Raw genomic sequence first — 12,517 nt, 5'->3', positions numbered from 1 at the left:
TTTTTCATTAAAATGGCTGATAATATCGAGCGGCCCTGCGCCAGGGCCGATTCGTTTACTGAGCAGATTTAGCAAGATGTAAATGCAATACGCTTCAACCCCTCTACCGCTTTTTCGAGGTAGGCGCGTGGACATCCCATGTTCAGGCGGATAAAACCTTTTCCAGCAGGACCAAAGCTATTTCCCATTGAAGGCGCAATACCGGCAACATCAAGCATTACCCATTTGAGCTGCTCATCATCCAGTCCAAGCGCTTTGCAATCTATCCACAGTAGATAAGTTGCCTGGGAAGGAACAACCCGAGCCCACGGGAGATGTTCATCAATTTGTTGAATAAACCAGCGTCGATTTTCAGCCAGATAGCCAAGTAACTCGTCTAACCATGGTGCACCATGTTGCCATGCTGCCGTACTCGCTTCGACGGATAGCGCATTGAATACATCCAGCCCATGTGCATCCAGACGGCGTAAAAAGTGTTCACGCAATGCCGGTGCCGGTATCAGAAAATTAGCAATACGCAATGTCGACAAACCAAACGTTTTACTGGCTGAAGTGGCTGAAATTACACGCGAATGCCAGCGTTCTCCCAGATGCAGAACTGAAGTAAATTGTTCTCCAGGAAGCAATAAATCTGCCCATATTTCATCAGACAGCAACGTCACATCATAGGTTTCGCACAGCGTAAGTAGCTGTTCCAGCTCCTGAACAGACCAACAACGGCCGGTTGGGTTATGCGGATTACATAAAATCATCAACGGTGGACGTTCAGTCCGGAATAACATTTCCAGGTGAGCAAAATCCATTTGATAACCGGTAGCCGGGTCCTCATACAACGGATTTTCCAGCAACTGTCTGCCGTTCAAAGAGATAATTTTAGCGAATGAGCCATAATAAGGCCCCTGAACGACTACGCCTTCACCGGGTTGGCTCAGCATTTGTACGAGTAGCGATAATCCCGGAACAACACCTTCAATACTGCAGATCCACTCTTGCTTGATTTCCAGCTGATGCCGGGTTGAGAGCCATGAGATTAATGAATCAAAGTAGCTTTGTGGCCGTTCGCTGTAACCAAAAATACCGTGCCCGACGCGGTGAGTTAAAGCCTCCTGAACAGCGGGCGGGCAAGTAAAGTCAAAATCAGACACCCACATTGGCAACAGTTGATGTGTATCCTCGCCGAAATATCGCGCCATAAAGTCCCATTTCAGCGATGCGGTATCGTGGCGATCGATAATCTTATTAAAATCCATTACATGCTCTCCCTATTCTGTTGCCGTAATATTTTTTTCTGTTTCTGTCACTGATGGCGCCTTCGCAATACCGATTCCCGTGAAGCCGTAAATCAAGGCGAAGAAGATTGCGGCATAGCACTGAATCGCCCATGGCAATAAATCCAGTGTGCTCACTCCTAATGTTGTGGCCATATAAACTCCGGCGGCGGTCCATGGCAACAACGGCTCAATGACGGTGCCAGCGTCTTCAATTGTGCGGGACAGATTTTTGGTATCCAGTCCCATGCGGCGGTATGCGTCTTTAAATAATTCAGCTGGAACCAGAAGAGCCAGCTTGCCGTCGCTTGTCGCTCCGGTAACAAGAAGGGTGGTACCAATGGTTGCCGCAATTAACTGACCGACGCTGTGAATGACCGTCAGTAAGCGGTTAATGATAATGTTGAGTGCGCCCGTTAACGTTAAGGCACCGGCAAAAGAAAATGCGCAAAATACCAGAAGAATAGTGCTCATCATTGAGAACATTCCGCCACGGTTCAGCAGGCGCGGAACATCAGCAATAATGCCCTCACTCCCTTGCGGGAACATAGTAATGTTGAACCCATCTATAAAGGCATCCAGCCCCTGCTTGATGCTGAGTCCTTGCATGACAACGCCCAGAATCAGGGCTAATACGCATGCGCTCAGCATTAAAGGAATGACCGGCTTTTTACGAATCGCGCCCCACAACACAATAACCGGTGGCAAAATCAGAATGATATTGAAGTGGTATAGCGACTCCAGAGCGTTGACAATATCGGTAACCCGTTGCGGCGTGGCGACCTCGCCGAGCATATTGCTGTGGCCCGCAATAAGATAAACCACAGCGGCAAGCAGAAAGCTGGGAATAGTGGTCCACAATAAGTGCTGGATATGCTCGAAAAGGGTGGTATCTGCGACAATGGCCGCAAAGTTGGTGGAGTCTGACAGCGGCGATATCTTGTCACCGAAGTAAGCGCCAGAAACAACGGCACCTGCCGCTGCTGCCAATGAGACATCCAGTCCTGCGGCAACCCCCATCAGCGCTACGCCAACCGTTCCGGCGGAACCCCAGGAGGTTCCGGTACACACCGATACGACGCTGGTCAAAAAGAACGCGGCGATGAGAATGTATTCGGGGCTGATGAGTTTAAGTCCCCAGTACACCATGTAAGGGATGGTGCCGCTGAACATCCATGTACCAATCAGGCCGCCAACACAGATAAGAATCATGATAACCGGCATTGCTTTGGCGAGTTTATCCACCACCGAATTAATGATGTCTTCCCAGCAATACCCTTGCCACCAGGCCATGCCCGCGGCGACTGCAGCAGAACAAAGCAATAAAGGCTCAATACGTAGCCCCATGATGCCGTAGCCAATAATTAACAGCAGTAGCATGGCTAAAATAGGGATCACTGCCAGTCCAAATGAGAGTGCTTTTTTCTGATTTTGAGAGGCATTCATTCATGAATCTCCAGTCTGTAAGGTCGCTCAAGAGTAGAGAACACTCTTTTGTCTGACTGTGATCGTTCATTGGCCCTCATGTAAGCGATTACATGAGGGCGCTAAATTTGAAGTTGATCACAACTCAGGGGCTTGACGATTTACGCATTGATTTCAGAGAGAGGGGGGAAGAACAGAATCGCGGATCACCAGCTCTGCAGTGAAACTATTCACGCTGGGACGCTGAGTTGCGCCCTTAAAAAGCTGTATCGCCAGTTGCGAAGCGCAGCGAGCCATGCGCTCAACGGGATAATGCATTGTTGTGAGTGCAGGGTAGAGATAGCGGGCCATCACCACATCATCAAATCCAACGATCGAAAGCTGTTGCGGAAGTGTAATTCCCTGCTGATGGAGGATGCGCATAATCCCGGCGGCCATCACATCATTAAACGTCACCGCTGCGGTGAAAGGAATGCCGCAATTAAGCAGCTGATGTGCAGCGCGTTCGCCACCTTCTTCATTAAAGGGCACGCTAATCACCCAATTTTTATCTGGCGTAATACCATATTCAGCCAGCGCCTGGCGATAACCTTCCAGCCGCTCACGGCGATCGATAATCGGTAAGTCACTTGTCACGCAGGCAATACAACGGTGTCCTTGCTCCAGGAGGTGTAGCGTGGCTGTTTTAGCTGCTTGACTATTTTCCAGCCACACGCAGCGATTGGCCATCCCGGCAATATAGCGATTTACGACCACCATGGCAGGAAAATGAGCGGCATATCGCAACAGTTCCTTTTCAGACAGTCTACTGGCATGGACCACAATAGCTTCACAGCCCTGGTTTATCAGGAAATCGAGTCCTGATTTTTCCATTCCTTCATCGTGGCCACCGCTGCATACCATCAGCCGAAATTGCTGCTGGCGTGATACTTCTTCTACGCCTCGTGCAAGCCTGGCAAAAAAGGGATCGGCAAGATTGCCGGTCAATAACCCGAGCATGTCACCGCTACGTTTCGCTAATGCAATAGCGGCGGCATTGCGATGATAGTTCAGTTCGCGCATGGCTTTTTCAACACGCTCACGCGTCACGGGTTCAACCCATGCGGTTTGATTAATAACACGTGAAACTGTTGCGGTGGACACTCCCGCTAACTCTGCAACATCCTTTATCGTTGCCATGCTGGCTCTTTACCTTTTTAATTCTTAAGAATTTGCTTATCGCTGGTTTTATTCCTTATCTTATTCAGGTTGGGGGGATTTGTCACCGATACATCCTCTGAGTAGATATACTCAGAGGCTTATTTTTAGTGTTTAATTATTCAATACTATCCTGCGTATTATTACACTTACATGCGATATTCGATCATTCCGCTCTTTTTGGCCACCCAGTCATACAGACGTTGCCCACGGAGGTTGGTTTCATGCGTATGCCAGTATAATCTTGACGCGTGATGTTTTTTGGCTTGTTGTTGGACATATTCGATAAGTTGTTTACCGATGTGTTGGCCGCGTACATCTTCGCTAACAAATAAATCTTCGAGATAGCAATAGTTTGATTCTGCCCAGGTTGAGCGGTGAAAGAGATAATGAACCAGTCCCACTATTTTCCCATCATATTTTGCAACAGCACAATAAACAGGTTCGCTCGGGGTAAAGAATCGCTCCCACGTTAATTTTGTTACTTCATCTGAAATTATAGTGCGGTAAAATGTTTGATAGTTTATCCATAAAGGAAGCCAGCTGGCGTAGTCTTTTTGTTCTGCACTTTCAATAGTAACGGCATTCATGTTAATCATATATATCCTGATATTTTATACGAGTAATGTGTTAGTATGATGATACTAAGAATTTTATAAACTCTCGTAAAGAGACACTTTCGATATATTGATAGGATCCACTTTAGTATAAAGGTTAATACAATGAAGAAAAACAATGCGCCTTTATTTCAAGTATTTGTTTTAGGAAAAGGTGCGGTTAAGGAGCAGGTTTACCAAATCCTCCGCGATCACATCCTCGAAGGGCGATTGCCGCCAGGAACAAAAATGCCGTCAACCAGGGCGTTGTCCGAAATGATGTCAATTTCACGAAACTCAGCGATCGCCGGTTATGACCGGCTATTAGATGAAGGGTATATCCTGACTCGTAAAGGGTCTGGAACATATGTCTCACATAATATTCCGGATCGGAGTATCAGCAATAGCTATCCAGAGATGGCGTTGGGGGACGTCGTATCACCTGATGATCAGGTTCACAGCCGAAATAATCCTGCTCGCGATTTATGGTCAAATGAGTATGAAGGGCGCTGCATGAACCGTCTATTTGCGGTTGGTGTCGGGTGTACGGATCTCTTCCCGCATGCGTTATGGGGAAAGCTACTGCAACGAGTCTGGAGACAATCCCGGCATCAACTGGGAGCTCACACTCATCCTTGCGGGTACCTTCCTTTGAGAAAAGCGATTTGCCGCTACATTAAAACAACGCGTGGAGTGAACTGTAACGAAGATCAAATAATCATCGTAAATGGTATTCAGCAGGCATTGAACATTACTGCACGAGCATTGCTGTCGGCAGGAAATGACGTTTGGCTGGACGACCCGGGTTACAAAGGCGCCCGCGGAACCTACATGTCTGTTGGTGCTATGGTGAGGCCGGTACCGGTAGATAGCGAAGGAATGAACGTCCGCTATGGTATTGATCATTTTCCTGACGCCAGGCTGGCCTATGTCGTCCCGTCGGATCAATATCCATTAAGTGGAACGTTGAGTTTATCCCGGCGTTTTGAGTTGCTGGAATGGGCGAAGTCGAATCAGGCATGGATATTTGAAGATGATTATAATAGTGAGTTCCGTTATGCCGACCGTTCTTTACAAGCTCTGCAAGGATTAGATCAGAATCAACGCGTAATCTATGCCGGAACATTTTCTAAAATGATGTACCCGGAATTCCGTTTAGGTTTTTTAGTTGTTCCGCCGGGTTTACAAGAACAGATTATGGTGACCAAATATTATTCCGATCTCGGCACCAGCTATCTTGAACAAGCAGTGATGGCAAATTTTATTGAGGAGGGGCACTATGCCAGTCATGTGCGTCGAATTCGCAAAGCATGCTATGAAAGAAGAACAGCGTTGGTCAATGCTATTCAATACTATCTTGCTGATAAAATGATTATTCAACCTTCAGACTCAGGCGTTCATATCGTATGTTGGTTGCAAAATGGGATGACTGGGAGTGAAGTTGAAGAGAAAGCCAGATTACTAGGGATGGGAATACTATCACTAAGTCGTTATTACCAGAGCGATGTCTCACGACAGGGGATTTTGATTGGTTTTGCAAATCATCCGGTAGAGGCAATTGTTGATGGGATTCGCCGTCTGGCTCAGGTTATTTAACTTATAATTTATTCAGCTCTTAGCATTAATGCAGTAAATACGTTTCTTTTGCTACGTGTAAAAATATTGTGCCTGTTTTTTGTACTATTAAATAGTGTGGATCTGTTAAAAACACGCATTGTGGTTCTTTTGGACTGCCCTGTTTGATCATACTCTGCGCTGGTTTAGCCCTGTTTTGTAAGAGGTATGGATATGTCGGGCATCTTTAATCAATTTCATCAACCCGTTGGTATGACTTTGTCTGACTGGAAAGGCGCACCCTTTCCACAGGCTCAGCAAATTACAGGTCGCTATTGTAAGCTTGAACGTATTAACGCCGAACGCCATGCAAAAGAGTTGTATGAAGCGTACTGCGAAGCAAACGATTGTCGTGACTGGACATATCTGGCGGTCGGGCCTTTTGAGACCTTCGATACCTTCCTGGATTATGTAAAAAAGATGGAAGAACAGACCGATCCGATGCATTTTGCTGTGATCGATTTAACCAGTATGAAACCTGTTGGTACGTTTGCACTGATGCGGATTGATACCTCAAATGGCGTGATCGAGGTTGGCCATGTTTCCTACTCCGTACGCATGAAACGTTCGCGAATCTCAACAGAAGTCATCTCATTGCTTTTAAAGTACGTTTTTGAGGATCTGGCCTATCGCCGTTTTGAATGGAAATGCGATGCTCTCAATGCTCCTTCCCGTGGGGCGGCGGAGCGATTTGGCTTCAGTTTTGAAGGCATATTTCGTCAGGCTGTCGTCACGCGGGGGCGTAATCGAGATACCGCATGGTACTCAATCATTGACGGTGAGTATCCGTCACTTCGACCGGCCTACGATATGTGGCTCGATGAGCGTAATTTCGATAACCAGGGACGGCAAATTAGGCGTCTTGGCGAGCTGATGGAAAGGGGATAAAAAAGCTCCCCGAATAAACCGGGGAGCCAGAAAGCGTAGCGCCCGTGTAGAATTATCTCTGCCGCGACTCAAGCCAGACCAGCGCCAGCGTGGAGAGTCCGCACATCAGCAGAATGCCGACAAACCAAAACAGATACCACATCGTACAGTCCTCCTTAATAAAGTTCGTGGTTGTGGCGGCGGATCGTTTCTACATTGATGCGCCCGAGCATTTTGTAATAACTCCACACGGTATAAAGCAGAACGATCGGTAGAAAAATCAGCACAATAACCAGCATGATACTGAGTGTCATCTGGCTGGAGGTGCTGTCCCACACCGTCAGGCTGGAGAGCGGATACGCGCTTGAAGGCATCACAAACGGAAACAGGGTGATTCCAGCGGTGAAGATCACGCAGGCCTGGCCCAGTGAAGCAAACAAAAATCCCCATACGGCCCGACGTTGTCCGCAGGCATAGATCGCGAGCATCGGGAAAATCATGCCAAGCAGCGGAATAATTAACAGCAGTGGTGACTGATAAAAGTGCGCCATCCACGCGCCCGGCGAGGTAGTTACTGCTTTTAATAGCGGGTTGGAAGGACCATTAGGATCCTGGCTTAGCAACACATAGCCATCGATCCCCGTCCATAGCCAGTAACCGGCTAACAGAAAGCAGAGCACGACCAGCATCGCGCTGCGGCGGGTAGCAGACAGCGCACGTTGGTGAAGAATGCCGTCGGTCTTCAACTGGAGCCACACGCCTCCTTGCAGAATAACCAGCATCAGGCTTAATGCGCCGCACAGCAGGGCAAAGGGTGAGAGTAACTGCCAGAAGGTGCCCAGGTATTGCACATGAAGCTGTGGTGTGAAGATAAAAGGCACGCCCAAAAACAAGTTACCGAATGCAACGCCGAAGATAACTGGAGGGACCAGACTGCCAATCACCAACCCGGTATCCCACATGGCGCGCCAGCGTGCATTGGCTATTTTTCCACGATAATCAAAGGCCAACGGGCGAAAGAAAAGGGCGCACAACACCAGAATCATCGCCACATAAAACCCTGAAAATGCCGCGGCATAGACCCGCGGCCAGGCCGCGAATAATGCACCGCCCGCCAGAATGAGCCACACCTGGTTACCTTCCCAGTGCGCTCCGACGCTATTGATTAGTACCCGACGCTCATCATCGTTACGCGCGATCAGCGGCAACAGGCAGCCAACCCCCATATCAAACCCGTCGGTGACCATAAATGCCACCAGGATGATGCCAATCAGCAGCCACCAGATGAGCCGTAACGTTTCATAATCCAACATGATTATCTCCTTTATCCCTGTTGTTGCGCTGGTTGTTGGTTATGCATTGCATCCGGGCCAAGGCGCGTATTTCTGCATCAGGTAGACTTCGGCAATTAAAAACAAGGTGTAAAGCGTGAGAATTAGCCCCATGGAGAAGGCCAGTTGGCCTGCGCTTAACGCGGAGTGGGCGTACCAGGTCGGCAAAATATCCTGAATCGCCCACGGCTGGCGGCCAAACTCCGTCATAAACCAGCCGGCTTCAATGGCAATCCACGGTAGCGGCAGGCTCCACAGCGTCATGTGCAGTACCCAGCGATGCTGGTCGATACGCCAGCGTAAGGTCTGTATCAGGGCAATCGCCATCACCAGCAGCAGAAGTGAACCGCATGCAATCATGATGCGAAAACTCCAGAATACCGGTGCTACTTGCGGGATCGCACCGCGTTGCGCGGCCTGATATTGCTCCGGAGTGACATGGTTCATATCAGGCGCGTAGTTCGCCAGCAGGATGCCGTAACCCAGATCTTTCTCCACAGCGTGAAAAGCGTTCAGTACCTGAGGCGTGCGGTTACCTTTGGCGATTTCCTGCATCAGCAGCCACGCTTCCCGACCTCGTTGCAGGCGGGGGAGAGCATCCTCCATCAGATTTTTCAGCCCCGGAACCGGCGTGTCTAAAGAGTGCGTGGCCAGGATGCCCAGCAGAGCCGGTATCTTCACAGCAAAGGCGTTACGTTCTTGCTCCTGCTGCGGCCAGGCGATGACATGAAAGGGCGCGGGTGCCGGTTCGGTTTGCCATTCGCCTTCCATTGCCGCCAGTTTTACCGGCTGGCGTTGGGCAACCTCATAGGCTGAGCTGTCACCCAGTTGTAGAGTGCCGAGGATAGCCAGCGTGCCAAAAACGGAACCCACCGCGAAGGAACGCCGGGCGAACTCGCGATTGCGACCGCGCAGCAAATACCAGGCGCTGATGGACATAACAAACATGGCGCCGGTGACATAACCGGACATCACGGTATGCACAAATTTCACCTGGCTGATGGGGTTAAAGACCAGCTCGCTAAAGCTGCTCATCTCCATACGTAGGGTATCAATATTAAAGTGAGCGCCGGTTGGATATTGCATCCAGCCGTTGGCGTTGAGGATCCACAGGGCCGAGATATTGGAACCAAACGCGACCAGCCAGGTGACCATCAGGTGTTGGTATTTGGTTAAGCGTTGCCAGCCGAAGAAGAACAGACCAACGAACGTGGATTCGAGGAAGAAGGCCAGCAGGGCTTCCATTGCCAGAGGCGCGCCAAAAATATCGCCCACATAGTTAGAATAGAGCGACCAGTTAGTACCGAACTGAAACTCCATGGTCAGGCCGGTTGCCACGCCGAGCGCAAAGTTAATCCCGAATAACTTGCCCCAGAAACGCGTCATGTCGCGGTAGACTGTTTTGCCCGTCACCACATAAATGGTTTCCATGATGGCCAGCATAAAAATTAGCCCCAGCGTCAGGGGAACAAACAGAAAATGGTACAGCGCGGTCAGCGCAAACTGCCAACGCGATAAGTCAATGACGTCCCACATGCGAACTCCATCAGGCATTAGAGAGTGAATAGATAAGGAAGAAAACGCCAGACCCGCAGCATAAAAGCATGCGGGCCGGGAGAGGGGGTCAGGCCGGTGGACCGGATGCCAGCCAGCCGCAGACTTCATCTAGGCGCTGGAGCGAGTCGCGAAGATCTTCCGGCGCAGCCTGCACCAGTTCCGGTAATGGACAGATCTCATAACTTTCGAGCAGAAGCCCTTTCAGGGTATCCAGACAGCGCACATGCCAGACATGGCGCAGCGCCGTGGCGTCGATTTGGCTCTCGCCGTAGCCGATAGTGCGGATCTGGATGTGTCCTTCGCCACATAACCGAGCAAGAAACAGGCGATCCGCATCGCTAATCGGAAGTTGGGTGAGGTTAATGCTATGGGGTTGCAAGGCCGGATCGCGCACGTGCGCCAGCAGTTCCTGAGCCAGCGTCAGGCCATTCATTAGCCCGTCCACCGGCGGGGGCAACAGGCTGTCGTCCGGCAGTGTATTGAACGTTGCCGCCAGCCACAGTGCCCGCGGCGCGCTGCCTGCTTCCAGATGCTCCTCCCACTGCCCGTTGTCATTCTGACAACGCACCCGCCAGATACCGCAGAAAATCGACTCCTGGATCTCGCATGCTCTGCCGTCAGCATGCTGGATGCGCACTGAAACTTCGCCTTCGCCGAGCAGCGTATTCAAAAACGTGAGATCGTCTGCGTTGAGCGCGGATAAATCCCATCCCAGCACGTCCTGTTTGGCGGGAATGCGCCTCCTGAGCTGCTGGCGCACATCGGCTAACAATGCCATCACCGCCGGACTGTGCGGGCAGTTTTCCAGTGATGCCATGCTGGGGTCGCTGTTGACCTGGCAGGTGAGGGGTAAGGGATTCATGCTGAAGCTGTCATCGTCCGGCTGCGTTCCCGGCCCCAGCAGATGAAAAAAAGTGTCGCTCATCGTTCAGACTCCGGCGGCGTGCGTGGTTCAACTAAGGGGCGCATCAGGTTGAGCAGATCGGCCCACGGGTGGATGCCGCTGAGAATGCCGCTCAGTTCGCCGTGGATAAACACCAGTGTGGCCGGGAAGCGGAATACGCCATAACGATCGCCAATCGCCTCGCTATGCTCGAGATCCGCCATGGCGATGTGCCAGTCAAACTGAGGAAACTCGCGGAGCAACTCGGCAATCATCACCGGATTATCGCTGACTTCCGGTGTACGGCGGGGATCGCTACTGAGTAACACCACACCGTCGCGAACGTGGGTTATCCAGTCATCCAGTTCGGGCGCGGTTAGCGGCTGCCAGCCTCGTGCCAGCATACGTTGCCATAGAGCAGGAAAAGGGTTGTCATTCAACATGTTGCTTATCTCTCCAGCGTTACGCGATACTGGCGAATATGCACGCCTTCATAGTTTTCCATCGACAGGCATTCATAGTTCAGGCAACGCGTTTCATCGTTGGTCTGTGGCACAATCCCCCACGCAGCCAGTTGCGTAAGTGCGGCCTGCTCCGCCGCCGGAAGCTGAGCACGCGCGATGTCGGTCAGGCTGCCGCCATAGTCGTCCAGCTGTACCGGTTGAAGTCCTACAAGGGCGATGTGCGGGGGCAGATGGCCGCGAATGTCCGCCAGCGCCAGCACTTCGGAGAAGCTGTTCTGATGCAGACTCATTTTTTTGGCGCTGAGGTAACTGGGGACTTTTTCACCGGCGTAGGTTTGCAGGGTGCCCGGCGCGAGACCGTAGTCGATGGCGTCCAACAGCAGCAGATGACTGGCCTGCTCAACGTAGCCCAGCAGATTCAGCCCCTGCGTGCCGCCGTCGACGATCTCAACGTATTCCGGCCAGTGATAATGGGCGTACAGGCGTTCGGCGACGCGAATACCAAAGCCTTCGTCTGCCCACAGCAGGTTGCCTAGACCCATCACGATGACGTGTGGTTCGCTCATGACGCCTCCTTGTCGTGCTGACGTCGGGTAAATTTGTGGCTACGGTAGCCATTGACCATGGTGGAGATGACGGTATCGTCAGACATGATGTCCTCACGAATCGCCATATACACATGGCCTACGATGAAGGCGGCGATGAACCACATCCCCAACCGATGCCAGCTGTGGATATCGAGAGAGTTCCCGCCGGTCCAGTAGAAAAACTCCGTCACATAGCGGAAAGGGGTAAAAATGGCGTACTGGCTATGTTCGCTGTATAAGGCAAAACCGGTGAGGATCATAAAAACGGAGAGCAGGAAATAACCGCACATCGCCACCTGCGCGATGGGGTTATGACCGATATCATCTCCCGGTTTTTTTTCCAGAAACAGATACCAGCGCACGACCGAAAACGCGCCTCGCCACCAGCTGCGCCGCCAGACCGGCACGATAAAAAGTTCTCGTGAATAGCGATTACCGACGAAGGCCCAGTAAATGCGCATCAGCAGGATCACCGTGAACACCATGGCGGCGGAGAAATGTATCAGCCGGATGTCGCCCATATAGAACAGATAAGTGGCCTCACCGCTGACCGACGGCAGCGGTCGGCCAATGAAGTATCCGGTCACCATCAACACCAACATGCAGCCGACCGTCAGCCAGTGCCACAAGCGCACAGGCGCTTCAAACACATAGTGGCTGATAGCGGTATCACGCGCCTCCCCGACGCGTGGGGATGTTTTTCCAGTCATCGTTCCGTTCCTTAACGC

The 12,517-nt window shown here is 51.0% G+C and carries 12 protein-coding genes and 1 pseudogene; 2 read left to right on the top strand and 11 right to left on the bottom strand.

Translation table 11 applies throughout. The features are described 5' to 3' along the window. Nucleotides 1-68: 68 nt before the first annotated feature. From GFB57_RS22635 to GFB57_RS22620, 4 genes are all read right to left on the bottom strand, one after another. Nucleotides 69-1,250 carry a MalY/PatB family protein gene (locus GFB57_RS22635; RefSeq protein ID WP_003838744.1) on the bottom strand — a complete coding sequence of 394 codons (1,182 nt, stop codon included), beginning with the start codon at nt 1,248-1,250 and terminating at the stop codon, nt 69-71. Between the two features lie 12 nt (nt 1,251-1,262). Next, on the bottom strand, nt 1,263-2,714 hold the full coding sequence (nhaC, locus tag GFB57_RS22630) for a Na+/H+ antiporter NhaC (protein ID WP_003838742.1): 1,452 nt from the start codon (nt 2,712-2,714) through the stop codon (nt 1,263-1,265). A 153-nt stretch (nt 2,715-2,867) separates the two neighbouring features. After that, nucleotides 2,868-3,872 carry a LacI family DNA-binding transcriptional regulator gene (locus GFB57_RS22625; RefSeq protein WP_003838740.1) on the bottom strand — a complete coding sequence of 335 codons (1,005 nt, stop codon included), beginning with the start codon at nt 3,870-3,872 and terminating at the stop codon, nt 2,868-2,870. Nucleotides 3,873-4,039: 167 nt separating this feature from the next. Further along, nucleotides 4,040-4,489 carry a GNAT family N-acetyltransferase gene (locus tag GFB57_RS22620; protein ID WP_003838738.1) on the bottom strand — a complete coding sequence of 150 codons (450 nt, stop codon included), beginning with the start codon at nt 4,487-4,489 and terminating at the stop codon, nt 4,040-4,042. 123 nt (nt 4,490-4,612) lie between these two features. On the opposite strand from GFB57_RS22620, the gene GFB57_RS22615 reads away from it, so the two are divergent. Then, entirely contained in the window at nt 4,613-6,082 is a 1,470-nt protein-coding gene (locus GFB57_RS22615; RefSeq protein WP_290366916.1) for a PLP-dependent aminotransferase family protein, read from the top strand. Between the two features lie 192 nt (nt 6,083-6,274). Beyond that, nucleotides 6,275-6,988 (top strand): GNAT family protein, encoded by a 714-nt coding sequence (locus GFB57_RS22610; RefSeq protein WP_008321024.1) that lies wholly within the window; start codon nt 6,275-6,277, stop codon nt 6,986-6,988. Between the two features lie 52 nt (nt 6,989-7,040). On the opposite strand, the gene cbdX is transcribed toward GFB57_RS22610, so the two are convergent. From cbdX to hyaC, 7 genes and pseudogenes are all read right to left on the bottom strand, one after another. Next, a complete protein-coding gene (gene cbdX, locus GFB57_RS22605) occupies nt 7,041-7,130 on the bottom strand; it encodes a cytochrome bd-II oxidase subunit CbdX (RefSeq protein WP_003838732.1) in 90 nt (29 codons plus the stop codon). A gap of 13 nt (nt 7,131-7,143) precedes the next feature. Continuing rightward, nucleotides 7,144-8,280 carry a cytochrome d ubiquinol oxidase subunit II gene (gene appB / locus GFB57_RS22600; protein WP_003838730.1) on the bottom strand — a complete coding sequence of 379 codons (1,137 nt, stop codon included), beginning with the start codon at nt 8,278-8,280 and terminating at the stop codon, nt 7,144-7,146. A gap of 11 nt (nt 8,281-8,291) precedes the next feature. Then, a pseudogene (gene appC, locus GFB57_RS22595) lies at nt 8,292-9,834 on the bottom strand (cytochrome bd-II oxidase subunit 1). Between the two features lie 88 nt (nt 9,835-9,922). Further along, nucleotides 9,923-10,780, bottom strand: a complete 858-nt coding sequence (locus GFB57_RS22590; RefSeq protein ID WP_008321017.1) for a hydrogenase expression/formation protein — start codon at nt 10,778-10,780, stop codon at nt 9,923-9,925. Then, nucleotides 10,777-11,181 carry a hydrogenase-1 operon protein HyaE gene (gene hyaE / locus GFB57_RS22585; protein WP_008321015.1) on the bottom strand — a complete coding sequence of 135 codons (405 nt, stop codon included), beginning with the start codon at nt 11,179-11,181 and terminating at the stop codon, nt 10,777-10,779. The genes GFB57_RS22590 and hyaE overlap by 4 nt, the downstream gene beginning before the upstream one ends. A 5-nt stretch (nt 11,182-11,186) precedes the next feature. Continuing rightward, nucleotides 11,187-11,768: a hydrogenase 1 maturation protease gene (gene hyaD, locus GFB57_RS22580; protein ID WP_003838722.1), complete on the bottom strand. Its 582-nt coding sequence runs from the start codon at nt 11,766-11,768 to the stop codon at nt 11,187-11,189. Then, complete coding sequence (hyaC, locus tag GFB57_RS22575) at nt 11,765-12,499, bottom strand: Ni/Fe-hydrogenase b-type cytochrome subunit (RefSeq protein WP_008321013.1); 735 nt, start codon at nt 12,497-12,499, stop codon at nt 11,765-11,767. Before hyaC ends, hyaD begins: the two co-directional genes overlap by 4 nt. Nucleotides 12,500-12,517: the final 18 nt, after the last annotated feature.

It is taken from the genome of Citrobacter sp. S39 (genome assembly GCF_009495675.1).
GTDB classification, from domain to species: Bacteria; Pseudomonadota; Gammaproteobacteria; order Enterobacterales; family Enterobacteriaceae; genus Citrobacter; species Citrobacter freundii.
The sequence above is the reverse complement of the archived record's forward strand: the minus strand, read 5'-3'. Positions and strand labels throughout refer to the sequence as shown.